This window comes from Paenibacillus sp. MBLB1832 (genome assembly GCF_032271945.1).
Classification (GTDB): domain Bacteria; phylum Bacillota; class Bacilli; order Paenibacillales; family NBRC-103111; genus Paenibacillus_E; species Paenibacillus_E roseopurpureus.
Genome location: NZ_CP130319.1, coordinates 3195465 through 3219461 on the forward strand (window position 1 = coordinate 3195465; position 23997 = coordinate 3219461).

General features: G+C 46.9%; 21 protein-coding genes. 5 read left to right on the plus strand and 16 right to left on the minus strand.

Translation table 11 applies throughout. The features are described 5' to 3' along the window. The first annotated feature begins 133 nt into the window (after nucleotides 1–133). Both MJB10_RS14295 and MJB10_RS14300 read left to right on the plus strand, forming a co-directional pair. Nucleotides 134–457 (plus strand): iron-sulfur cluster biosynthesis family protein, encoded by a 324-nt coding sequence (locus tag MJB10_RS14295; RefSeq protein ID WP_314795639.1) that lies wholly within the window; start codon nucleotides 134–136, stop codon nucleotides 455–457. Nucleotides 458–508: 51 nt separating this feature from the next. Then, entirely contained in the window at nucleotides 509–1081 is a 573-nt protein-coding gene (locus tag MJB10_RS14300; RefSeq protein ID WP_314795641.1) for a beta-class carbonic anhydrase, read from the plus strand. Nucleotides 1082–1129: 48 nt separating this feature from the next. On the opposite strand, the gene MJB10_RS14305 is transcribed toward MJB10_RS14300, so the two are convergent. The 8 genes from MJB10_RS14305 to MJB10_RS14340 form a co-directional block, all read right to left on the minus strand. Beyond that, nucleotides 1130–3259, minus strand: coding sequence for a hypothetical protein (locus MJB10_RS14305; protein ID WP_314795643.1), 2130 nt, complete (start codon nucleotides 3257–3259; stop codon nucleotides 1130–1132). A 25-nt stretch (nucleotides 3260–3284) separates the two neighbouring features. Continuing rightward, complete coding sequence (locus MJB10_RS14310; RefSeq protein ID WP_314795645.1) at nucleotides 3285–4463, minus strand: ABC transporter permease; 1179 nt, start codon at nucleotides 4461–4463, stop codon at nucleotides 3285–3287. Beyond that, nucleotides 4460–5179 carry an ABC transporter ATP-binding protein gene (locus MJB10_RS14315; RefSeq protein ID WP_314795647.1) on the minus strand — a complete coding sequence of 240 codons (720 nt, stop codon included), beginning with the start codon at nucleotides 5177–5179 and terminating at the stop codon, nucleotides 4460–4462. Before MJB10_RS14315 ends, MJB10_RS14310 begins: the two co-directional genes overlap by 4 nt. A 26-nt stretch (nucleotides 5180–5205) precedes the next feature. Continuing rightward, nucleotides 5206–6954, minus strand: coding sequence for an efflux RND transporter periplasmic adaptor subunit (locus MJB10_RS14320; RefSeq protein ID WP_314795648.1), 1749 nt, complete (start codon nucleotides 6952–6954; stop codon nucleotides 5206–5208). A gap of 29 nt (nucleotides 6955–6983) precedes the next feature. Beyond that, entirely contained in the window at nucleotides 6984–7595 is a 612-nt protein-coding gene (locus MJB10_RS14325) for a hypothetical protein (protein ID WP_314795650.1), read from the minus strand. Nucleotides 7596–7686: 91 nt separating this feature from the next. Further along, nucleotides 7687–9150 (minus strand): sensor histidine kinase, encoded by a 1464-nt coding sequence (locus MJB10_RS14330; RefSeq protein WP_314795652.1) that lies wholly within the window; start codon nucleotides 9148–9150, stop codon nucleotides 7687–7689. After that, on the minus strand, nucleotides 9143–9871 hold the full coding sequence (locus MJB10_RS14335; RefSeq protein WP_314795654.1) for a response regulator transcription factor: 729 nt from the start codon (nucleotides 9869–9871) through the stop codon (nucleotides 9143–9145). Before MJB10_RS14335 ends, MJB10_RS14330 begins: the two co-directional genes overlap by 8 nt. Continuing rightward, the gene (locus tag MJB10_RS14340; protein ID WP_314795656.1) at nucleotides 9868–10401 is read right to left on the minus strand and encodes a DUF309 domain-containing protein; all 534 of its coding nucleotides are present in this window, start codon (nucleotides 10399–10401) and stop codon (nucleotides 9868–9870) included. The genes MJB10_RS14335 and MJB10_RS14340 overlap by 4 nt, the downstream gene beginning before the upstream one ends. Before the next feature lie 178 nt (nucleotides 10402–10579). Between MJB10_RS14340 and MJB10_RS14345 the strand changes: the two genes are divergently transcribed. Continuing rightward, nucleotides 10580–12502 carry a glycosyl hydrolase family 18 protein gene (locus MJB10_RS14345; RefSeq protein ID WP_314795658.1) on the plus strand — a complete coding sequence of 641 codons (1923 nt, stop codon included), beginning with the start codon at nucleotides 10580–10582 and terminating at the stop codon, nucleotides 12500–12502. 33 nt (nucleotides 12503–12535) lie between these two features. Here the strand turns inward: MJB10_RS14345 and MJB10_RS14350 are convergent, their stop codons facing one another. Beyond that, nucleotides 12536–12754: a hypothetical protein gene (locus MJB10_RS14350; RefSeq protein ID WP_314795660.1), complete on the minus strand. Its 219-nt coding sequence runs from the start codon at nucleotides 12752–12754 to the stop codon at nucleotides 12536–12538. A 165-nt stretch (nucleotides 12755–12919) separates the two neighbouring features. On the opposite strand from MJB10_RS14350, the gene MJB10_RS14355 reads away from it, so the two are divergent. Further along, a complete protein-coding gene (locus MJB10_RS14355; RefSeq protein ID WP_314795661.1) occupies nucleotides 12920–13078 on the plus strand; it encodes a DUF1540 domain-containing protein in 159 nt (52 codons plus the stop codon). Between the two features lie 86 nt (nucleotides 13079–13164). On the opposite strand, the gene MJB10_RS14360 is transcribed toward MJB10_RS14355, so the two are convergent. The 6 genes from MJB10_RS14360 to MJB10_RS14385 are packed head-to-tail and all read right to left on the minus strand — an operon-like array spanning nucleotide 13165 to nucleotide 21629. Beyond that, nucleotides 13165–14019 carry a GGDEF domain-containing protein gene (locus MJB10_RS14360; protein ID WP_314795663.1) on the minus strand — a complete coding sequence of 285 codons (855 nt, stop codon included), beginning with the start codon at nucleotides 14017–14019 and terminating at the stop codon, nucleotides 13165–13167. Beyond that, nucleotides 14016–16103 carry a cellulose biosynthesis cyclic di-GMP-binding regulatory protein BcsB gene (locus MJB10_RS14365; RefSeq protein ID WP_314795665.1) on the minus strand — a complete coding sequence of 696 codons (2088 nt, stop codon included), beginning with the start codon at nucleotides 16101–16103 and terminating at the stop codon, nucleotides 14016–14018. The genes MJB10_RS14360 and MJB10_RS14365 overlap by 4 nt, the downstream gene beginning before the upstream one ends. Nucleotides 16104–16128: 25 nt before the next feature. Next, nucleotides 16129–17379 (minus strand): glycosyltransferase, encoded by a 1251-nt coding sequence (locus tag MJB10_RS14370; RefSeq protein WP_314795666.1) that lies wholly within the window; start codon nucleotides 17377–17379, stop codon nucleotides 16129–16131. Next, nucleotides 17376–18950, minus strand: a complete 1575-nt coding sequence (locus MJB10_RS14375) for a DUF2334 domain-containing protein (RefSeq protein ID WP_314795668.1) — start codon at nucleotides 18948–18950, stop codon at nucleotides 17376–17378. Before MJB10_RS14375 ends, MJB10_RS14370 begins: the two co-directional genes overlap by 4 nt. Nucleotides 18951–19002: 52 nt before the next feature. Continuing rightward, on the minus strand, nucleotides 19003–20529 hold the full coding sequence (gene wsfD, locus MJB10_RS14380; RefSeq protein ID WP_314795670.1) for a glycan biosynthesis hexose transferase WsfD: 1527 nt from the start codon (nucleotides 20527–20529) through the stop codon (nucleotides 19003–19005). A gap of 20 nt (nucleotides 20530–20549) precedes the next feature. Further along, complete coding sequence (locus MJB10_RS14385) at nucleotides 20550–21629, minus strand: hypothetical protein (protein WP_314795671.1); 1080 nt, start codon at nucleotides 21627–21629, stop codon at nucleotides 20550–20552. A gap of 247 nt (nucleotides 21630–21876) precedes the next feature. On the opposite strand from MJB10_RS14385, the gene MJB10_RS14390 reads away from it, so the two are divergent. Then, entirely contained in the window at nucleotides 21877–22839 is a 963-nt protein-coding gene (locus MJB10_RS14390) for a serine hydrolase domain-containing protein (protein WP_314795673.1), read from the plus strand. 314 nt (nucleotides 22840–23153) lie between these two features. Here the strand turns inward: MJB10_RS14390 and speD are convergent, their stop codons facing one another. Then, nucleotides 23154–23966, minus strand: a complete 813-nt coding sequence (gene speD, locus MJB10_RS14395) for an adenosylmethionine decarboxylase (protein WP_314795674.1) — start codon at nucleotides 23964–23966, stop codon at nucleotides 23154–23156. Nucleotides 23967–23997 lie beyond the last annotated feature (31 nt).

The following is a 23997-nucleotide window of genomic DNA, read 5'->3' on the forward strand; positions in this document are numbered from 1 at the left end:
ACTCCTCCCAAATGTTTCATTATTTATCATACTTCCTCCCTCGACTAGAATCAAATTCTTGCCTAAGTATGATAGAATGAATAAAGCCTCATCGATTTGCTGAGTTTCATTTACTTTAAAGGAGCTGCTCCCGATGTATATCACTTTTACAGATACTGCCTTAGAACGTCTTACACCATTCACTGCGAATAACAATACGCTTTTGAAGCTCGTTTTTGATACAGAAGGCTGCGGCTGTTCCGTCAACGGTGTCCCTACCTTGTGGCTTGTCCCTGAAGCTTCTAAGGAAGATGCTACGGCTGAAACCAACGCTTTCCCACTGATCTATAAGGCGAAGGATGAAATTTTTTTCGAGGAAAACATGAAAATCGACTACCATGAAGCAACGAAATCTTATATACTGAAGAGTAATAATCAGATTTACAACGCGGGTATGAGCTTAGTCGATAAACGATAAAGCTGCACATACATAGACAAGCAGTCTATCAATTCACTTGGAGGGATAACCATGTCATTGATTAACGAGATTTTAGATTACAACAAAGAGTTCGTAGAAACGAAGCAGTATCAAGAGTTTTTGACGACCAAATTTCCAGACAAGCGTATGGTCGTTGTTACTTGTATGGATACGAGGCTCGTTGAACTACTTCCGAAAGCCATGAATTTACATAATGGTGATGCGAAAATTCTTAAAAATGCCGGCGCGATCATTTCGCACCCTTTCGGAAGCTTGATGCGGAGTATCATCGTGGCTGTATATCAGTTGGAAGCTGACGAAGTGTTCGTGATCGGTCATTACGATTGCGGGATGACAGGACTTAATTCCGATAATGTCATTGAGAAAGTCAAAGCAAGAGGCGTCTCCGACGAGGTCATTGATACGTTGGGCCATGCAGGCATCGACCTCAATCGCTGGTTAACTGGGTTTAATCATGTGCGTGAAGGAATTGAGAAAAGTGTAAATATTATTCGCAATCATCCGCTGCTTCCTAAGAACCTTCCTGTCCATGGACTTATCATTGATCCTGAGACAGGGCGCTTGGATCTGGTCGATTCTGGCTATGATGCTAAAGCTGAATAAAAATACAAATGGCTGTCCATCGCGGACAGCCATTTTTTTTGTTCTCAATTACGGTGTGATCGTTTTGAGCAAACGCTTCGCATCGCCGTTCGGCGTTGCTACAACTTCATAAATGTTAATTTTGTTACCCGAATTCAATTGTTCGGATTTCACATTGCCAAAATCAATGTATTGCACGCCAGACATGATCTTCTGCTGTCCTGTGAAGGTCATCGATTTCGATGTGAGCAGACGCCCTTCAGAGTCAACGATCTCGAACGCAAGCGTCGAGAAGTTCGCATCCGTAATGACTTGTGCTTGACGCACAACGTCTAGATCTAAACGCAGACGATATCCGTAGGACGTATCACGATTATACGTTGAGCTCAACGTATAATCATCGAAGTTAATCGTGAACGGATACACAGAGATCGGTCCTGATGACGGAACGGATTGAACGGCTGTTTTGTAAGAGCCGACAGCCAATCGGTTCGTATCATACAGATTAAGCGCTAGCTTATCCGCTTGCTCTAGACCCGGCACCAAGTACGAGTAGCTAAGCACGTAGCTCGTATTCGGCGCAATGTTTTTCGCGACATTCGTTTGACGAACGCCTGAGTAAATGTAGCCATTTTCATTCGTCAGATCGGATTGGAAATCTGGCAAAGCCAATGTCGAGGTACCTTTATTCGTGAGCTTGTACTTCGCGACAATCGTTTTATACCCAAAATCGGAATTCTCGCTCATACCTAGTTCAACAAGGGAAAAGTCCACATTGGAATCAAGGCTCGTATTCGCGTTTACTGGTAATTTATCACCAATTTTATAATCTTGTGCAGCCGCGTAAGACGTAGCTACGCCGCCTACACCAGCACTTGATAAGGATATGACAGCGACTGGCAACACGGAAGCATTGCTGTTTGCATTTGCACCTGTGTTACCAGCGCCCGCTGTACCTTGTGTACCCGTAGTTGCCGCTGCTGCTTGTTTCTCAAGAACCACAAGCTGCAAAGCGTCTGTGGAGATCGATGCCGGCAAAATCCCTTGGAAATGGAACGTCGTCGACTCATTTTGTGATAAATAAGAGGAACGAACTGCATTGTCACTTGTTGTTACAGCAACATTCGTACGCACACCTTGGAATTCTGCTGTTAGTGTAGGAATCGTCGCGATCCCCTCACTCGTATTCGTCAAGGTTACATTCGCTTGCACGTGAAGGCCATCCGACTGTTTGTTAACCGCAGACCAAGATGTTGTAATCTGAAGTCCATTCGGCTCCGTACTTGCATCTTTATTGGGATAAGCAACTTTGTCGCCAATCTCAGCGATCGCAAAAGATTTGGCTGTGTTCAAGGTGCCGAGAACCGTCGTTTTCACTTTCCCTTTTGGCGAAAATAATAAGGACAGTTTGCTCGTATCCACGTTCGCTGGAACAGCGCCTTGCACAGTCACTTTCACAGGCTGAGCAGGCAGCAACGTACCGACGCTCGCGACGAATTGTGCACCATAGGTCAACCCTTTGCCGTCAGCGAAGTTTAGCTCAAGCCCGTCAGGCAGCTTCAAGCTCGCATCGCTTTGATTTTCAAGGATAAGATCGGTATAGACCATCCATACCCCGTCTTTGTACACTTTGTAGCTTTGACCTAACTGTGTGGATACTAAGGCATTGTCAGATAAATTGCTATCAATTTCTTGCAAATTGAGTACGGCTTGCGGCTTTAAGGTTTGTCCCGCTTCCACCATCGCGGATTCGACCGAAAGCGCGCCAATATCCGACATATCGTTATAATTCCATTGGAAAATATCAACTTTTAGATCAGCAGGTGATAGATTGTTTGGAATGGCAGAAGTAAATTTGAATGTCCCCGTCTCACCCGCTTTGACACGTGCTGTTACCTTCTCATTCAATTTAGCTGTATAGGTAACACCATTGGCATCAATGACTTTCACGCCGTAATTGTTGAAATCCACAGTGGATCGGCTATTGTTGTTGAGTCCAAGTGAGAAACGAAGTGAACCTTCGTCGGAGCCTGACAACAGAGCAACTTTATCGAGTGTGAAATAAACGGAGTCGCTTAGGAACACGCCCTCTTTCCCAGCAAATGCTGATGTAGCTAGTGGAAGTGTTAAGAAGCTTGCAGCGGTTAGAAGCAAAGCCGAACGGCTGAGCAGGCGTTTCATCTTACGTGGTTGATTCACAGGTAGTCCTCCTCATGAAATAATCTTAGTCCGAACGCAATGCGTCTATTGGACGTAATTTGGATGCTTTGTTCGCTGGGTAGAGACCGAAAATAACACCAACCAGCACAGAAAATAAGAAGGAATAGAGTCCTACGTCAAAAGAAAGACTAGTCGTCTGTTTCGGGCTGAAGTAAGGTAGCGCATAGGAGAAGCCAATCCCTAACAGCAATCCGATTAATCCGCCCATACCGCTGATGACAACCGCTTCAACCAGGAATTGCAGCAAAATATTACGGCGCTTCGCACCAATTGATTTGCGAATCCCAATCTCTCGCGTACGTTCACTGACGGTAACTAACATGATATTCATAATTCCGATGCCTCCAACGAGGAGGGAAATTAAGGCAACCGCCACTAATTGATTCGTAAGCGTGTTCGTCGCTTCAGTCCGTGCTTTTAGCAGTTCATCCTGATTCGTAAGAACGAACCCTGTATCGCTTTTGAACTTGTACGTCAGGTAGGACTTCATCGTTTCTTGCGCGGTGTAAATATCGTCCTTCGTCGGTGCTTCCACGTACGTTGTCCGAATTTGCCCTAGTTTGAACTGACGTCTCGCTGATTCCAACGGTACGATGACTGAACTATCCACGGAGGCCCCGCCGATGTTAGACCCCTTCTCTTTCAGCGTTCCAATAATATTGAAAACGACACCATCAATGTTGATCGATTCGCCTACTGGATCTAACGTGTTAAAGAACTTCTTAGCGACTTCGCTGCCGAGAATGGCCACATTTGATCGAAATTCCAGATCGGTAGGTGACAGATTTCGTCCTTTATCGATCTTAGCTTTAATAATATCGAAATAACGATCATTCGTACCGATGACATTGTATTTTTCCTGCGTTCGATCGTATTTAATATTGGAGCCGTTCTTCGTCATCGTCGGTGCAATGGATTTGAATTCAGGGAAGTTCTCGAAATTCATGAGATCATCATAATTCAATTGTGTTGCGCGTCCATTCCCCGTCGCCGTCACAACGAGCAGATTCGTCCCCATATTCTCATATTGCTTGGCAATTTGTTCGGAAGTTCCTTGACCGATCGAGACCAGCGTCACGACCGAGCTCACGCCAATGATCACGCCGAGCATGGTCAGGAATGTACGCAATGGACTTGAAATGATCGTCCGCAGCGACATCCGAATCAGTTCACTTAGTTTCATACGCTCACCTCTTGCTGCTGGATATTGCGCTTCGAGCTATTGCGATAATCATCAATGATGACGCCGTCTCGGAGGGCAACAACCCTTTTCGCATTATCGGCAATATGATGATCGTGCGTAATCAAGACGATCGTGTTCCCTTGGGCGTTAAGTTGCAGGATGAGTTCCAGCACTTCTTCCCCCGTCCGCGAATCCAAAGCCCCTGTCGGCTCATCGGCCAGGATCAAGGAAGGTGAAATCGCTAAGGCACGCGCAATCGCAACCCGCTGCTGCTGACCACCTGACAGCTCGCTCGGACGATGATGTCCGCGCTCGCCCATGCCGAGCATTTTCAGCATGTCATGCGCTCTCTGTTTCCGCTCTTTCTTCGAAATGCCCGCATAGATCATCGGGAGTTCAACATTTTCCATGGCGGTTAAACGTGGCAGCAAATTAAACTGCTGGAAAATAAACCCGATCTTCTGATTCCTGAGCTCTGCTAACGCATTATCACTCATGTGCTCAGTAACGACACCATCTAAGGTGTAGCTGCCAGACGTGGGTACATCCAGCAGTCCGATTGTATTCATAAGCGTCGATTTGCCTGATCCACTGGGACCAATAATGGCTACGAAATCACCATCGGCAACAGAAAGCGATATATTACGCAAAATAGGAAGATCTTCCGCACCGCGTCGATAGGTTTTCGTAATGTCTTTCAGTTCAATGATATTCAACCGCAACAGCTCCTTTCCCGGGCGTATTATCTGGCTCCGCCGCCACCGCCACCAGCATTAGTCCGGGCGTTACCGCCGCCGTTGCCACCGTTACCGCCACCACCAGCGCCACCAGCTCCTCCTGCACCGCCGCCTTGGAAGCCTCCGCCTCCTCCGCCAAATCCGCCTGCGCCGCCGCCATTTTGTTGGAATTGTTGACGTAAACGATTGATTTCATCTTGACTTAAGTTTTGTTGTCTTTTTATTGCCTGAGGAAGAACAACTTTGTCCCCTTCTTTCAGACCTTCCGTAATTTCAATTTGTGTGGAAGAGCGAATCCCAATCTTCACTTCATGCTCGGTCTCATTCGTGCCATCCGCTTTCTTCAGCGTGACCGAACGTTTCCCCCGCGAAAGTTGCAGCGCCTCAGGCGGGATATAGAGCGCATCCTTTTTATCCTGAATCAAAATTTCGCCTGTTGCGGTCATCCCATATTTCAAGATATTATCTTTGTTCTCAGTCGCTAGAACAACATCATAGAACGTAACGCCATTCGTCGTTGTTCCTACCGTGGACACTTGCGTCACTTCGGCTGGGAACGTCCGGCCGGGGAAGGAATCTACCTTAATCTCAGCTTTCATCCCGACTTTAATGTTCGGAAGATCCAGCTCATCCACTTGAACCGGCAATTGCATTTTCGCAAAGCTGGCAACAGCACCGAACTGCGTACCGCTCGGCACTTTCGTTCCGACACGGAACGAGCTTAAAATATCGTTCTTTTTGTTGACGAAGTCCGTTGAGAACACACCATCGAACGGTGCAACGATTTTCAACGAATCGACTTTATCTTGTGCTGCTGTGACTTTCAGTTTCTGACGCTCTAAAGCAGATTGTGCCGTCAGAATGCTGTCATCAAGCGTATCGTTCGCGAAGCTGGCAATGAGATCGCCTTTGCGGACAATGGCGCCAGTTTTGAACGGAAGCGTGGAGATACTTCCTGTCGTCCCCGCAAGAACCGTCGCTACTTGGCTGTATTGAAGTGCGGCCTTTCCTTGTGAATCCGCTGTACGACCGCCAATGGCAGCCGAGGCCATCACATTTTGTCCTGCATCCATGGAATTGTCGTTCGTAACTTGAATGTCGATGTCGACGAGTTTGCCGCCTTTTCCGTCCGATTTCGGATCTTTGGAAATGGCAGTAATCGTGCCCGTTTTGGTGATCATGAAGCCGTCTACAGTCAGATCGACAAGATCACCTTTATGTAATTGCGAAGCATCCTCCAGGAAGAACGGTAACGTCACCGTTAACTTGCTGGCATCGCCAATAGTCGCAATTTTGGTTGATTTATTGATGGTTGATCCCAGATCAACATTCGCATACGTCAGCTTGCCGCTGATCGGAGCGGTAACACCCATCAATCCCTTTTGCCCCTGAAGGGTATCCAAATCCTTGGTCATTTGCTCCAGCGTGAGCTTAGCATCCTGAAGATCGTTCTCTAACGTCGAACTCGTAAGCTCGATAAGAACATCTCCCGCTTTGACCGCCTGGTTGCGCGTCAAGTGAATCGCCTTAATGTTCGCATTCTCTGTAGAAGTAATGGTTTGCGTATCCTTCGGTTCAAATTGCGCGGTGCCTGATACGGAGGAGCGAATATTCCCCTTTTTGACTTCGAAAGTGACTTCTTTCGTTACTGCGGTTTTGGTTTTCTTCCCTTTTGCCATGTAAGCATAAGTCCCACCCGCACAAACGCAAATTGCAACTAGCACAATGAACCATTTACTGCGAACCCATTTCATTCTGATACTTCCCCCTTAGCATGTTTACGCTATCTTCCTCTCGAAACAAGCAACTCCACGAGTTGTTGTTCCACACTTCCTCCCATGCCTCGCGGTTCAGGGATTGTAACTTCACTGTTCACTTGGTCTGACACGCCAGCTTCAATCTGTCGTTCAACCTTCCGCTTTCGTTCGAAAGCGTTTACAATTCGTTCCCTCTCCGCTTGCGAAAGCTTTTCCCGAGGTCTGTTCCTTCGTTCAGCCATTCGCTGCTTCATTTGTTTCGACTGTTCTTCCAGGTAAGCTCTCTGTTCCTCGGTCAGTGCAGCGATGATGTCTTTGCGTTCCGATTCGTCAATGCTTCCTTCTTCGATGCTTCTCCGAACAACGGGCAAAATAACATGTGCCTGATCTGCTGTCAAAGCCAAGGAAGGCTGCCGATCCAACACGAGCAGTCCTTGGAAGAGCATGACTAACAGCATTTCTCTTTGATTTTGCACATCTTCCGTTGAAGGTTGCGATTGAAGAACGGCTTCCGTTACAGGCGCCTGCGGCATGATCGTGGCAGAAGCGTTAGAAAGCTCAGTCCGGTGTTGTTGACAACTGGCTAGCAGAATGGCAGAGAGTGACATACTAAGCAAGATTGTGCGTGGAAAGCCCAACCTGAGCACCTCCTCTAAACCCGTCCATCATTCTCAGAATAGGGGAGAATTGTGAATGATGTATGAATTAATTGTGTCTAAAATGTGAAAATTACAGAAGATTTTGAGGAATCCTCGGAAAAATCAAATGAAACTCGGTTCCCTCTCCCAATCGACTTCGTGCCCCGATCGTACCTTGCATCCCCGTAACCAAATGTTTGACAATGGTCAGACCAAGTCCCGTTCCTGACATCTCATCTGACTTGAACGTCCGAGCTTCATCGCCTTTATAGAAACGGTCCCAAATTCGCGCTAATTCTTCCTCGTTCATACCTGTTCCCGTGTCACGCATATAGAGATGTACGTCCCTCTCATGCTCCTCTACGGCGAACGTCAGTGTTCCGCCGCTAGCAGTGAATTTCAATGAATTCGAAATCAGATTATGAATAATTTGGGTAAAACGGTCGGGATCCAATAGCACTAGAGCCTCTCTCGTTTGAGGACTTGGCGCAATCAAATGTAAACTGATTTGCTTCTCGGCAATCGCAGGCTTCAAGAGTTCAAGTGAGTCCTCCAACAAATCCATGATGGCAACAGGCCGCACGCGATACACATCTCCGCCATTTTGAATTTGCGCAAGATCGAGCAAATCTGAAACTAACCGCTGCAAGCGCTGCACTTCTTGATCACAAATCCGCAAATAATGCGGGTACTTCTCCTGCGGAATGATGCCATCATTCATCGCCACAATGAATCCGCGCAATGCTGTTAGCGGAGAGCGCAGCTCGTGGGAAACGTTGGCAAGAAACTCCTGCCGCGTTCCCTCCCACTCCTCAAGCTTGTCCACCATAAAGTTGAAGCTGGTTGCCAGCTGTCCGACTTCATCTTGGGAAGTGACAGGTACTCGCGTCGTGAAATTGCCGTGGGCAAGCTCGAGCGCAGCGCGATTCATTTGTTGCAAGGGGCCTGCTAACTTGCGGGACAAGACGAATAGGATGATGCCTACGGCGACAAGCGAGAATAGCAGCGGCAGTAAAATATTCAATCGAACAGCCGTAATGACCTCGCGAATATCACCAGCTGGAAAATGCAGCATGATCACCATCGGCTGATTGTCCAGCTGATAAGGTGCGTAAAAGACAAATAAGTTGCGGCTGCCGTCGGACGACTCCACCGTAACCATGCTGTGCCCCGTATGCCCGTGCAAGCCATCGATAAATAAGCCATCCATCGGCTTCGGGATCGCTTTGCCTTCATTATCGGAGGAGCCATTCGTAATGGATCCTTTGTCATCTACTAGCCAAACTTGACCATTGATGCTTCTGGCCAAAATCCGCACCGTATACTTCAGCTCACGTGTCGAGATCGTACCGTCTTGAACGGAATTTAACAAGCGAATGATTTCCGTGTTTCGGGTCTCTAGCAGTTCAATCTTATCCTTGTAGAACAAATCCGTGAAATAATAATTCCAGAAAACGAAAAGTCCGACGAAAAAAAGCACGCACGTCGCGAGGAAGGACAGAAACATTTTAATATATAAACTGTTATAACGACCTAGCTTCCACCCCTCAAGCATTGCTGGTCACCTCAAAGGAGTATCCGATGCCCCATAACGTTTGAATGTTCCAAGAATCGTGCTGGCCGAGCTTCTTGCGGAGGTTTTTCACATGGGCATCCACGGTTCGTGTTCCCCCCGTAAAATCAAAGTTCCACACATAACCCAGCAGATCCTCGCGTGAGAAGACACGGCTCGGGTTGCTCATCAAGAAGAACAGCAATTCAATCTCTTTCGGCGTTAATTCAATGCGGGCACCGTCAACCGTAACCCGATATTGCTCCAAATCGATCACAATATTGGCGATTTCCAGCCATTTGCGGCTCGAGCTCTGCGGTTGCGTGGTTTCGGCAGGAGGTTGCACCGTCCGGCGAAGCACAGCTTTGATTCGAGCAATCAGTTCATTCGGGTCAAATGGTTTGACCATGTAATCATCAACGCCTAAGTTGAACCCTCTCAATTTATCGAGGGATTCCCCTTTGGCTGTCAGGAAAATGATCGGCGTATGGTGATATGGGCTATCCATTTTGCGAATTTGTTCGCACAGCTCGTAACCCGAGTAATCGGGCAGCATGATGTCCAGCAGCACGAGCAGCGGTCTTTCCGCCATAATCGTCCGCAGCACATCAGCGCCGCGATAAAGTTGAATCGCTTCGAAATTTGCGTGCTCCAGGTACAGCTTAACGACCTCTGAAATATTTCGTTCATCTTCTACGACTAGAATTTTGCCTTCTGAACTCATTTAGAACTCCCTCCTGCCTTTCGCATCGCTTGTTGTCTCGCTCTTTCCTCAATGACCTCCGTACGGTCACGACGTGTATGTTTCAGGGTAAGCATCTCGTTGTCCATCTGACTGGGGGCTTCCCAGGTAAGACCTTGTTCAGCACAAATAGCCAGGCAAGCTTCGATCAGTTCATCATCGACAATCGGTAAATTCATATCCTTAAACTGATAGTTCTCACCTTCTATGGCTTCTATGACTTGTGAGATGCGGTCTCGCAGCTCCTCATCCTGCAAGCCTAAGGAATGCACATCCTCGTGCTTCAGATTGCGAAGGGCGCTGCGCAGCATTTTCACCGCTCCTGCTACATTTCCTCTTCGGCTGTGATACAGTCCGACCGCAATCTGGATCAAACCGACATACGTCGGTTTGCGCGGATCGTCGGGGTGCTCCTTCCAAAATTCCTCCATCACTTCATGACATTCGAAATAATCACGCTCACCGTGAAAGTAACATAAATATGAGATATACGCCTCTGGATACTGTGTCATCGAACTGCTCCTCACCCTGCTAAAATCACGGTACAACCCATCTCTATCATGTTACTAAAAAGTCACGTCATCGTCCAACTTCGCTCAGCTATCCATGAACTACCAAGTCTCCGAGAACGCAACCATTCTATCACTTCTTGCGTCCAATAGAGTAGCTTACTAGAAAGAGGCTGAAGCGATGAAAATAGGAAAATGGCTACTTTGTTCTTCATTAGTGTTTGCAATGACGGTTCCCGCTACGGTTTCAGCAGCGAATGCAAATCCCTCGGGCGCTGACAAAACGACAAAATACCGCGTCTATCAGTACAATCAAGTGTTGATGGAATTCGCTGCTTATGGACAAGCCGAAGCGTATGCAAGAGGCTACTCTAACAGTCACGTGGAGGAAATCGGCTCCCGCACATGGGTATGGAACAATCTACCGCGCTATCAAGTGTACCAGCAAGATGTGACGCTGCCCGAGTGGCAATTCGCGACATTGAACGAAGCCATTGCGGAAGCCAAGAAATGGTCCAATGCAAGTGTGCGCGATTTGCAATCGACGGGCTGGGTGTGGAACAATTACCCCCGTTATCAACTTTACCAAAATGAGATTTCCCTCGAGGGCTGGAAGTTTACAAGTCTGACCGATGCGATCAATGAAGCCAAACGATGGGGCAATGCCCATATTATCGATTTGGGGACCAATCAGTGGATTTGGGACAATCTAACCCCAGATGCCAAGCAAGCTAACCGTGAAGGCACGGTTACGTATCAAGTGTACCAAGGCACCTATACGGCGCCCAATTGGGGATTTGCCTCGTTAGAGGACGCCATTCACGAGGCGCTCGGATGGGGAAATTCAACCGTCGTGAATATCAACACGAAGCAAACCGTTTACAGTAATCTTAAAACATATAAAGTGTATCAAAACGATACGTTTCTGCAGGAATTTGTCTCCATCGATGATGCGATTCGGTATGGACAGCTGTGGGGTCATAGCTCGATCTACCGCGATGGTCGGAAAATTTGGAACAACTACGCTTCCTATCAAGTCTTTCAAAGTACGAACCTAATTGGTGAATTCCGGACCTTGCCAGAAGCATTAGCCTACGGCAAACAATACAGCAATGCCTCTGTTCAAACACTGGAACACCGCATCCTGTGGGACAATTTCAAAAAATTGCAAGTCTGGGGTTGGAATGGCGTATCAAGCGGAGACACGATCAAATCACAGGTCGCCAATACGATCGGGTTGGATGTGGATTCACCTACGTATTTCGAACTCGCTGACGCCAGCGGGAATCTGAAAGATACATCGAATGCGGATACCGTGAAATGGTTGAAAAATAACGGCAAAACCGTTTATCCGCTCGTGAGCAATCAGTTTAACGCATCCTTAACAACACAGTTTCTTGCCAATGCGTCTGCACAAGACCTGTTCATTACAAAGCTAGTTGACCGCTCCGTTCAATTGGGCGTCCCTGGCATCAACGTGGACTTCGAAAGCCTCGCTGGCAGTGACCGCAATGCGTTCACGGCTTTCATCTCCAAGCTGACGATTTACGCGCATGCCAAAGGGCTTACGATTTCCATCGATTTACCGCGCGGGAGCGTAAAATGGAATCATTTGTCTGCCTTTGACCATGAAAAGCTGGGCGCACTCGTCGATTATATCGTGATCATGTCGTATGATCAGTATTGGCGCGGCAGCACCTCAGCCGGTTCCGTATCAGGCTTGCCCTGGTCGGACGGCGGCATTCAGGAGTTCCTCTCCTACGGGGTTCCGCGGGATAAAATCATTCTGGGCATTCCTTACTATGTACGTGAATGGCAGTTGGACGCGAGCGGCGCGTTGCTCAGCAATCGCACCGTCTTGATGAAAGATATTCCGGCGCTCATCGCCTCCAAGCAAACCACACAAACATGGGATAACGAGTTCGGTCAATACCGTATTTCCTATCAAGAGAATGGCTCGACCTATGTCTTCTGGCTTGAGGATGCTGCAACCGTGAAGGCGCGGCTGGCGATCGCCAAGAAGTATGACATCGCTGGCGTTGCCGCCTGGCGATTAGGTTACGATCAAGCGGATCTCTGGCAGATAATTCTCCAGAACAAATAGGAAAAAGGCTCGGGCAGCTCCCGAGCCTTTTTCCTATAATAATCCCCATTCACTAAACGTCGTCGCTGTCCCGCAATCGGCACAATACTTGGCATCCGCTTTATTCACCTTGCTGCATCCTTTGTGGAGCAGCGTTTTTTCTTTCGTGCAACGATTTTTGAGCGGCGCCCCGCAATGAATGCAATACCTGTCTTCTTTCACAGCAACGTACTTGCATCTCACGCAGGTCTGCGTCTCGTCTTTGGCTGCCATTGTCCCATCATCCCCTTGAAGTTGGGCTTACCATCTTCTACTTCAAGTATATGTATCGCATTGGCTGAGGTGTGACGGTGGGCTTTGAGCCGATTATTTTAATAAGTATGTATAAAAAGAGGTCTCTTTCGCCCACCCTATACGGATAGGGGAGGTGAAAAGGACATGGCGAAAGATGTCAAGTGTGAAGTGAATTCTTGTAAGTATTGGGCCAACGAGAACAGATGCAATGCAAGCTCGATTTCCATCGTGAGCCACCACGGCGGTAATCAAGCTCGCAAATCAGAGGAAACGGACTGTCAAACGTTTGAGTCGAAAATCTAATGGTACTAAAAAAAGAGGCCCCATAGGCCTCTTTTTTCATGCCTTACTCCTATTGTAGCCAAGAATGATAATTATTATCACTCCCCCTAAACATCATATTCCAATTGCTTCTTCGCTTGCACGATGAACTCCAGCGGATTAGCGATCCCCTGCGCATCGTACTCTACGGCACCCATTTTCAGATCAAGCTCGATACGAAATTTCTCCGCATACGCATCACGGTTCCGCTCGTCAATACTTTTCTTTAACCGATTGATGACTATTGATGCGCCTTGACGATCCGTGAACAGCAGCATCCCCCACATCGGATTGTCCTTATTCAGCAAATACAGCGAGTCATTTGTGCGGATGCTGGTTTGATTCATTTTAGACAAATCATGGATGGCTTCCATCAGTTGCTCTTCATTAATCATGCGTCGGATCTCATCCCAATACTTGACGCCGATCACCATCAACGTCAGAGGAATGTGATAGCGTACGGATAACGCCATGAACACTGTTGCATCCTTCTGAAAGCTCAGTGTATTCTTCAAGCTCGTCTTCGCGTCAACCGTAGCCAGCGATTCGTTGGCTTTCACTAATTGCTCATTCTCCGCCTGCAGCTGGCGGTTTCCATACGTAAACAACCAAGTAGCGATTGTGAAAATAGGTGTCATGATTAGCCAAAAATAGTTCTGTGTCCCGATAAGGCCACCCACGACAACGGTTTGATACAGTGTAAAGGTGCCATATCCGAATATAAACAAAATGTTCAACAACAGCCCTGTTGTCACATTAGTGAAATACGTAACGACCGCGATTAAGAACGCGAGGTTCAGAAAAATAATATTTTGCAAATAGAGATTAGGGTTGCCGGTTGTAAATACGATAGAGACAAAACAGGCTAAAATCAGCAACAGGAATGCGCCATCTGAGATTATACTGCTACGGTTGCGGTTCATCCACGATCCCTCCGCTTCTTCTTGTATTTACGAAGCATAAGGAGGAGCGAAATAATAACTAAGAGCACAACAAGTGTGGCCGCGGTCATAAACCCTAGGACATCTTTTCTCTCCAGCACGTCGCTGATTACGTTCGAGGGCTGTTTTGTGGTTGTTTTCTTGAAGCGAAAGGCTTGGACATGACCATCTTTATCGGTGACTGCTCCGTCCCCGAAAACTTTCCATAAGCTGCCCTCGGAGCCGATGAGTTTGGAAGCCAAATACGTATATTCCGGCGTACTTCCCGTCAATGCGAGCATCCCATAGCCTTGCTCATATGGCGAGTCCAATAGCTGCAGGGAACCAATTCGCTTGCCATAGGACGATTCAATGCTCATTTTCTCGTTAGAAACAAAGCCTTGTCCAGCAGAATCATATTGAAAATAGAGCGACCGATTATTCACTTTAATGATGCTGTTCGCTTGAGGACTGCCGATCGCGATGATTTCTCGCCCTTTGAGCAAGGATTCTTTCACCGTGTCTTGGTAAAAGAGAACCTCTCCCGTGTTCGTTTGCGCATAGCGCCCCAGCAAATTAAACACATTCGTCAGCGTTTGATACAAATAGGTATCACGCTGATCGGGCAAAACGACGGCAACTTGATTGTAACTGCCATCTCGTAAAAACGGGTATGGATAATTGTTAAACAGTAGATCTGTTCGATCTTTGGTATTTAGTTGAAGGATGGAATCCTTCTCTATGTAAGCCCATGGCATTTGATCTTGATTTTCGATACAGCCAGCGTTCTTCAACTCAAGGTCAAACGCGACTTTAATCGTAAAATTGCCGCTAATATTCAGCGTTTTCGGAATTGTCAGCTCTAAGTGGTCAGCATCAGCGAGCTCGGTTGATAGTTTTTTACTCCCTATAGGTGAATCATTAATCAGAACGGTCACCAGCGAACGATCCCAATCCACATTTCGCGCATAGCGATAATTGATTCTCAATTTACTTCCTTCCGCGATCGAGCGATTGCCTGGCAGGGATATGAAATAGGCTTTCTCCCGGTGGCGGTCACCTGTGAGTTTATCACCTGTTTCGGTTAGGCTCATCTGAGAGCTTACATTGACAGGCGGTGTATCGACTTCCGTATTGTTTGAAATGGCGATACGGGCTTCACTAACTTGACTCAGCAAAGAGGTATTCGCGATAAACCTTCCTGCTTTCACAAGCAGTGCAGCATCTTTGGACGTGACCACAAGAACGGAGTGACCCCCTGCTTCTTGAAGTTGAATAAGGGCATTCTGATCTAGGTCCGTCTCATCTCTAACTGGCTTCCACATCTCGGGTAAATGATCGTAGTTAGCAATGAGAATGACCATTTGTTTCTGCTGAAATAGGGCATCGGAATATGGCACTAGTGGAATCGGCTTGTCCGTTACTTTGTTGGCTTTGGCTAAACCTGACAAGGCATACGTTGCCGCTTCCAACTCTGCTGGCTCGCTATCTAAAGCGACCGCGATGGCATTTTCGCCATTTTTCACCGTATCTAGACCGATAAATCGTTCATAAAAATCCCCAATACGAGTCGAGTTGAGCTCGGGCACATACCGCACTGTAATCCGTGAGGACTTGGCGATTTGCAACCAGTTATCTCTCGTGTCCGTGGGCAAACATACATGATCTGCGACAGGTGAAGTCGTTTCTAAATGACCCTGAACCATAATCGTATTGATGCCCGGAATCAGCGCCGTTTTGGGGACTGGAATCGTAAGCTGTTGCAGTCCAGTGTCTTCTTGTTTCGGCCGAAAGGAATGGATCGGAGTCCCATTCACAAAAACCGTTACACTGGACCGCTCAATGCGCAGCAGCTGTGAGATCTGATAGTCTAGGTGAATATCGAAACTGGTTACGTTCCAATACGATTCCAGCTGAACATATTGCTGTGTATAGGTAATACCTCCGGTTAAGACGGTATCCGCAAAATTCGTCTGAAATTGTTTCTCCCCAGTCAGCTGTGGGGTATCCGCATAAGCTGTTAGCCCATGGATAGGAAACCAAACTAACATACATAAGATGATAATCACCAATACACGTCGATTCATGAGAATACCTCCCATCATTCCAGCCTTAGAACCGCTCAGTTTTGTACCATTTCGCTTCTCTATTCAGAATCAAATCCTTCAAATACGTATAAAAGCCATACGCTGCTACAACCATCCACATCTGACAATAGGACACATACATGAGCATGATGATCCAAACGTTAGATAAGCGCATTTCGCCTTTCTCTGTCACTAAGGTTATGTAGGTTCCCACGACAAACAAGGTGATGGCCAGCACCCATAAGAAGGAACTGAAGCTCGCGATCGTTGTTCGGACGTAGCCTAGGGCATGTAGAACAAGTAAGACATCAGACATGACCAGCGAGGTTAATAAGAAAAAATAAATCGAAAGGAAGTATAGAATATCGAATCGAACTACACGTGCGGATGATTGAAATAAGAGTGGGATATTTTTGACAATCACATAAATGTTGCCTTTCGCCCACCTTGTCCGTTGCTTAAACCATACCTTGACCGTCTGCGGTTCTTGCTCCCAGGTCACGGATTTCGGTTGGAACTTAATGCGGTAGCCCATCAAATAAATGCGAAAACTAATCTCGGTATCTTCCGCGATCGCTTTCACATCCCAACCGCCAATATGCTCAATAATTTCGCGGCGCATAATGAAATTCGTTCCAGGAATCGTACATAATTTAAACAATTTCCAACGGCCTGCTTGCGCCATCCACTGAAAGGACAATGTTTCCACATTAATAAAACGAGTTAACAGATTCGTATCCCGATTGCGGGTACGAAATTTGCCAATAACAGCCCCGAGCGTGGCATCGTTTGTAATCTCGGAAACGAGATACAATAAGGCCTTCTTCTCAGGCGTGTTGTCCGCATCATAGATGGCAATGAGTTCACCTTTGCTTTGCTGGAAACCGAGATTCAGCGCATTGGACTTGCCTTTCCCGCCAATGACAGCATCCGTATTAATAATGATCAGCTGACGTCCTGGGTTCTTCGCTTGCACACCGGCAAGCAGCTCCTTGCTGTTATCGGATGAATTATCGTTAATCACAATGATTTCATAGCGATCATGGGGATAATCTAACGCGAGCAAGGACTCGACGGTTTTGGTAATAACTTTCCCTTCGTTATGCGCAGGGACCATGATGGTAACAAAAGGAGGTTCGCCCTTCAGAGGGGGAACCGGCTTATTCTCGATTTGCATGTAATAGAGGTATCCTGCCACGATGAGAACAATGTTAATTAGCAGCAATGACCAGATACATAACACCGCAATCAACATGAGCACGTCGGCTACCGTCATAGTTGTCTCCCGTTGTACGTATATTTTCGCTTATACATACGGTGCCCAATAATAAGAAAAATGATGAAAATGAAAAGCGCCGTACCGATAAGAGCGATAAGAATATGGCTTTGGACTACAAATAGCGAACTTAAGCTTGCCTTTTGTTTAGGCACATACGCATGTTCACTATCCATATCAAGCATCGCTGCATTGAGTTGAACCGGATCACCGTTAATAAGCAAATGACCGTTCTTGGACGTAATTTCGTTCGCCTCTGTGCGCACGGTGTGGGACGTGTTCTTGTAGTCCGCAAACGTCGTCCACAAGGAAGTCATATTGGTCATGAGCGTTTCAAGCTCCGCTTGATCTTTAGGAAGCTTGTACATCAGGGCAGTATTCATAGGCAACGTCTGCAAGGGTGTTCCTGACTTAACCACCGCACTTAACACGTCCGCTTTCACGGGATAAATGGCAAAGCCCAAGGAAACAGAAGTTTGCGAGGAAGGTTGGAACGCTGCCGAATCACTAGCTTGCATCAACCCTGAATCAAAGAACGTTAGTCCATTCGAGATAAAATGCGGATCATAGATCCAGCCCATGTCGGCCTGAATCCCTAATGGAGCTACCTCGTTAGCTGCAAGTGTATCCAGGAACGTACTCATTTGCTTACGAAGAACTGTCCGATCTTGACTGAGCGCTGATCCTGCAAAAGGTGCATGAATCACAATACTGCCGTTGCGGGATTGCACATGCTTTAAACTCTCTGCGTAACGCTTCATCGCTGGATAATCCAAATTCGTAAACACAGGCTGGACGCTTGCCATGAAAGGGATTCCAGCATCATACAGCCGGTTCGCCATTTCATTCAGCATATCCATATCTGAGAACGCATTAATGTCATCAATAAGCACATAATTTTGCGCATATCCCTTGACGTGCAGCCAATCCTGTAAGACATACGACGCGGCGAGTTCACTAGCATTCCCTCTCTCCAGATACGAAATGTAGGCGAATTTATCTTCCACGACACCGTACGGCGCATGCAGGTTGAACAGTTCGGAATGCCAATTCCCATAGGTTTCACCTGTAAATTTCTGGATATAGCGAATATGATGTGTTGTCAACCCATTTTGCGTTAGCTGGCCAATTTGAAGAGTCGACGTATCCTCCACCGCATTGGTTACTTCCAATCCTAGTGATGACTGCACACGCTCTGGAAGCCCGCTTCCATATCCAATCTGCAAGTAGGAACCGTTGTACGCTGCCAAATCATCTATATACGCCTTCGGTAACTCTGTCACATCATCCGCATTTCGTATCGCAATGACATGGCTGTATGCGTACAGCTTGTTGGGCACATAGGCATCCAAGCTCATTACCTGAACAGACACACGGAATGCGGCCAACTGCTGCTGAAGTGCATCGACATTACCTTCTTGGGATGTACCCACCCCTAAACGATCGTAAAGGAGAAGGACCGAAGTCGGTGACGTTGTTTCTGCAGCTGTCGTCAACCGCGGTGACACTTGCCAAGCGATAAGCACACAAAGCCAAACCATACACAATCGTAAGCGCCACTTTCTCTTCATTCCTTCTCCTCCTTAAAGTTTTCGTAAGAAAACTGGCTTCGTAAGCATTAACTTAAGCCTGAATTGCTTGTCCCCCATGTGGAGGCTGTCCTGCTTGTACAGGGGTTGTACGCCCAATCGATCGATTGTTCCATAATTGTTTGGCTAACAAATCCCGTAACGTGATGAGGCTCACTACATCGAAGCTTAACGTGAATAGAAATTCATGTTTCCCCAAATCCGCATCCCCCGCGCCAATAATAGAAACGAAAATGCCCGAAAGTCCGATCACAATAAATAGGAAAATTAACACAAATCGGAGTGACTCTCGCCATTCCTGCGACCTGATCGCATAGACAAAGGATGGCATATATAAGCCACAAATGACCACGATCCAAATGAGAATGAAACCGAATGTTTTGGGAGCGGTCGCTTCCTTTAACCAGCTATAGCCAGAGAAAAATGCCGTATGTGCTCCGAACGCTTTACCCACCGATGCTTCGTAATTCCCCATCGCATTGGGGCGAATCGTAAACCCTTCCTGCGCAGCGATATTCAGCATTTTGCCTGCATGATCGGGATGCGTTATATAGTAGACTAAGATGGATCCGAAGCCATATTTATCAAAAAATTGCTCCTTCATCTCCGGCGAATCCATTTTATACGGGGTATACGGATCATAGTAAAGACTTCCAGTGAGAATTGCATATTGTTTATCGATATGGAAGCTCTCAAGCGCCTTCTCTGGATCGGCAGAGTTGAGCAGCACACCGCGGGTCATCGCATGGTACTTGTTAATTAGTTCAAACTCTTTTGGAATCAAAACGTAGGAGCCAATTCCTACTCCCAGCAGCGCAATCAACAGCATACCTGTTACGAGTCGGTACCCCCTTTTTTCCCGTATAAAAATAAAAAAGATCCCGAGTAGCGCTGTGATGATGCCGACGGGAGCATTCTGCTGTTTACTTGCTGTTAGTATCATTGCGCTTAGGACGAATAACGAGATCATGGCGTAATCATTATATCTTTTCCGATAAAGAAGCAATCCGAAAGCGACCATATACACCATCATGATCAACACGACGCTTTCCCCATAGAACGAGTTAAAATAAGCTGTGTAAGCGGTATCCCCGAAAATGAAAATGGCGATCGCCGCGATGAGATAACCGAGTTTCCTTGCAATGTTCCAAGTTAAAGCTTCGACGAGCAAATAAACAGCACCTGTATAAAGCAACATATACATCCCGGCTTGATAACGAATATCAAAGGTAGTCGAAGGGTGAATCAGCTGTGACATCCACATAGAAGCTTTAATAAACCAGGATTGCGTTGAAAAAAAGGTAGCCCCATTCTCGTTGTAGTACTGATAAATTCCGTAATTTTTGACGAAATATCCGAGATAATGGTTCATATAATTAGGGTCATTGAAGAACAGTCCATTACTGTTGAGAATCCGAAAATAATCGCCGTTGTCCGCCATACCGATATAAGGAGGTACGAGAAGTGCGAGCACCGTTATCACGAACACGCCTGCCGCGGCAAACGCAGCGGGTGAAACGAAACGCAGCATCCATTGCCAAGCACGGTGAAATAACATCATGGTTTCGCACTTCCTCTCCTCTAGTAGATATACGCCAACAAAGCCATCAGATTATCAAACGAATACGCCATTTGTGTCCCTTCATCCCCAAATCCGCCGTGAAGCGGGCTGCCAGGTGTTTGCACCTGCATAGCATTCATTCTAGTAATGCTCTCTACATAGAGCTCTTGATCCCCAATGGTTGAACCGATCATCGCCGTTATGGCGTAGATGGCTGTCGATTGCACATTGTTAAGCGGAGTACCGTCCAACGCATATTTGCCGTAAAGCGTCCCAGCCTTCACGTGATCTTTGATATAACGAATGCTTGCCATTTGCTCCTGTTTAATCTCGGCCAAATTAAGTATCGTGAGTAGAGCTTCTACGGTATTGATGCTTTCCGATCGATAGGAATGCGAGTCATAATCATAACGAGTTTGATAAAATGGAAACGACTCTGTCAAGAAACCTTGTTTAACGATGTCTAGCATGGATGTAAGTGCTGCGTTTTTTTTCTTCGATGAAACGGGTAAAAGCTCCATAGAAGCCATATCTATGTAGCACAGCGTGATAAACGAATTCGTCATGTGATAGGTGTCATCATAGAAATCACGCAAGGTGTTATTTTTCATGTTATATTGAAATAATCGATTGCCGTACTCTTTTAAATCTGTCTTGTAACTATCCAATTGAAACGTGGTAGAAGCTTCATCCAGTGCACGTAAAATACGTAAATCATCGACCGTCGTATTCATCGCAAATTGTTTGTGGTTTTTCGGAGAGTAGCGGTAGCTAAGTCCGGATGATCGATCGAAAGTTCGCTTCGCTTGCGCCCAGACATGATCGAACTTCTCCTTCTGGTTTGTTAGTGCATAGTAGCGCATCATAAGCCCAGCCGACTCGCTTAACACCTCATGACCTGTCGCAACCTCATCCGTCTGTTTGGTATCCAAGTAGTTCGTGTAAACGCCGTAGTCACCAGACAGCTTGTCTGTAATAAAATGAGCCAATAGATTACGATTTTGTTCGATTGGCATTATATAGCCGTAATGACTCAGCGGCTGGCGCTCAGCAAATGCTAATGCGCTGTCCGACTGACAACCCATTAATAGTACGCTCAAGACGATTCCCAAAAGGGTTAAAGTGCACAGTCGATTCATTCGATCACATGAGCTCCTAACATAATCATTTCCAGACAAATGGTGGCATGAATGCACGGAAAGTTAACACACTACAGTGTGTAGCCGAGTTGTTGATCTGTCGGCATGATTCAGAGCATGTTCGACAAAATCCGATGTTACTGCTAGTGTATCATAAGAAACTTATCGCTCCAAAGGTAATTGCTGCCGAGTAGAAATTGTTAAAGGAATGAAGCGTTTGAATGCAGCCACACTCACGTCTGAACTTGCCCAATTGGATCTTGCCAGTTGTTTAATGTCCAAGCGCGGTCAACTCATCTTTGAATTTGATAAAACAGGCCATAAAGCCGCAGAAATAGCAAGAATCAATTCCTGTACCAAAAGCGTTCTATCTGCGCTCCTGTGCATCGCGATGGATCAAGGTCATCTGCCAGATCTGTCGACACCGATGTCGGCATTCTTCCCTGTGGCGAGAGGAAGTGATCTTCATTCAATCACTCTGCTACATCTACTCACGATGACTTCAGGCATGAACTGGACCGAGTTCGGCGGGCAAAATTCCTTCCCGCGCATGACGAAATCACCCCATTGGGTGAATTTCGTTTTGGAACAGCCACTATCCGATCCGCCAGGAGCACGGATGGTTTACAACTCAGGCGGATCACAGCTGTTAGCCGCGATCTTGGCGAGTGCGGCGGGTATGTCCGTCGCTTCTTTCGCGGAGCGCTATTTATTCGGCCCAATGGGCATCGAAGAATACACGTGGGAGCGCGACCCGCAAGGCATCCATACCGGTGGCTTCGGGCTATCGCTTCGGCCGATCGACATGCTGAAGTTCGGGCAGCTCTACGAGCAAAAGGGACGCTGGGCGAATCAGCAGTTAATCACGCAAGAGCTGGTGACCCGCTCCACGCAACCTGCCATCATTGCCGAAGCGCCGCGCCGCGGCTATTACGGTTGGCATTGGTGGGCGGATGCATATCCAGATCCAGGCGAAGGCAATGAGGCAACGCAGAGTTTCACGTATTTCAACGCCTACGGTTTTGGTGGACAAGCGATCTACGTCATCCCAAGCTTGGAAATCGTCGTCGTCTTAACCTGCGAGCCCCGCAAGAAAAACCAGATTCCGCTGCAAGTGTTCCGCCGATTCATTGCGCCGAAGTTGGCTGAGGGAACTATGAGTTTCGAGTAGGCAATCCGCAACGCCACAAACCTATCTCTAAGCGGAACGTCAGTACGCTATCTATTCCATATATGCACATATCGGACATCAGACGGAACGTCAGTGTCTTATTCGCTCGAAAACCGCCCAAAAACCTGAAAATAGGGCAAATAAAGCACTGACGTTCCGCTCAGAGCCAATAATACCGATTATCGGCCAAATAAGGCACTCACGTTCCGTTTCGGACGACTTTCTGCACAAAGACTAGCGATGGCGACAATAAGCGTTAAAAAGGCCCATAAGCAGATCACCTGCTTCCGAGCCTTCACTGTGCAAGCTTTTTCCTATGCAAACACCATATTTTTCCCGTAAAAAATTTCGTCCATTTCCCATTTCACACTTTTCTCGATGTCCAGCTGCTCTTCCTTGCTGAGCTTGTCCTTCGTGTAACCGAACAAGTAGTTATTCAAGTCAAACTCACGCAGTTTACACTTCGTATGGAAAATGTTTTCCTGATACACATTCACGTCGATCATCTGGTACAGATCTTGAATTTCCATCGGGATGTAGTTCTGAATCGAGGAAATATCGTGATCGATAAATAACTTATATCCGCTTATATCGCGTGTAAACCCTCTAACCCGATAATCCATCGTCATAATATCTGGATCGAAGGATCTAATCAAATAATTCAGCGCTTTCAGCGGCGAAATCTCGCCGCAGGTCGAGACATCAATGTCAGCGCGGAAGGTACTGATGCCTTCATCTGGATGATACTCGGGATACGTATGTACAGTGATGTGACTCGTGTTAAGATGTATCACAACCGCTTCGGGCATCGGCCCTGGCGACTCCTCAAACGATTCATTCGGCGCTTGCTCAATTGGCCCTTCCGATACCAACATCGTCACACTGGCACCTTGTGGATCATAGTCTTGCTTGGCGACGTTCAACACGTGTGCCCCGATAATATCGGCCACATGTTTCAAAATAGTCGTTAGCCGGTCCGCATTGTACTGTTGATCAATATAAGCGATGTAGGCTTCCCGCTCTTCCTTGGATTTTGTGAAACAGATATCGTACATATTGAAGCTTAGTGATTTGGTTAAATTATTAAAGCCATGCAGCGTTACCCGCTGTTCCGTCGTTAATTTCACTGCGGTTCCCCCTAAATGTCCAGCTAACTGT

Coding starts and splice junctions, on each gene's coding strand:
- MJB10_RS14295 (WP_314795639.1), top strand. CDS start 134: ATGTATATCACTTTTACAGATACTGCCTTAGAACGTCTTACACCATTC.
- MJB10_RS14300 (WP_314795641.1), top strand. CDS start 509: ATGTCATTGATTAACGAGATTTTAGATTACAACAAAGAGTTCGTAGAA.
- MJB10_RS14310 (WP_314795645.1), bottom strand. CDS start 4,463: ATGAAACTAAGTGAACTGATTCGGATGTCGCTGCGGACGATCATTTCA.
- MJB10_RS14320 (WP_314795648.1), bottom strand. CDS start 6,954: ATGAAATGGGTTCGCAGTAAATGGTTCATTGTGCTAGTTGCAATTTGC.
- MJB10_RS14330 (WP_314795652.1), bottom strand. CDS start 9,150: ATGCTTGAGGGGTGGAAGCTAGGTCGTTATAACAGTTTATATATTAAA.
- MJB10_RS14335 (WP_314795654.1), bottom strand. CDS start 9,871: ATGAGTTCAGAAGGCAAAATTCTAGTCGTAGAAGATGAACGAAATATT.
- MJB10_RS14340 (WP_314795656.1), bottom strand. CDS start 10,401: ATGACACAGTATCCAGAGGCGTATATCTCATATTTATGTTACTTTCAC.
- MJB10_RS14345 (WP_314795658.1), top strand. CDS start 10,580: ATGAAAATAGGAAAATGGCTACTTTGTTCTTCATTAGTGTTTGCAATG.
- MJB10_RS14350 (WP_314795660.1), bottom strand. CDS start 12,754: ATGGCAGCCAAAGACGAGACGCAGACCTGCGTGAGATGCAAGTACGTT.
- MJB10_RS14355 (WP_314795661.1), top strand. CDS start 12,920: ATGGCGAAAGATGTCAAGTGTGAAGTGAATTCTTGTAAGTATTGGGCC.
- MJB10_RS14360 (WP_314795663.1), bottom strand. CDS start 14,019: ATGAACCGCAACCGTAGCAGTATAATCTCAGATGGCGCATTCCTGTTG.
- MJB10_RS14365 (WP_314795665.1), bottom strand. CDS start 16,103: ATGAATCGACGTGTATTGGTGATTATCATCTTATGTATGTTAGTTTGG.
- MJB10_RS14370 (WP_314795666.1), bottom strand. CDS start 17,379: ATGACGGTAGCCGACGTGCTCATGTTGATTGCGGTGTTATGTATCTGG.
- MJB10_RS14375 (WP_314795668.1), bottom strand. CDS start 18,950: ATGAAGAGAAAGTGGCGCTTACGATTGTGTATGGTTTGGCTTTGTGTG.
- wsfD (WP_314795670.1), bottom strand. CDS start 20,529: ATGATGTTATTTCACCGTGCTTGGCAATGGATGCTGCGTTTCGTTTCA.
- MJB10_RS14390 (WP_314795673.1), top strand. CDS start 21,877: ATGAAGCGTTTGAATGCAGCCACACTCACGTCTGAACTTGCCCAATTG.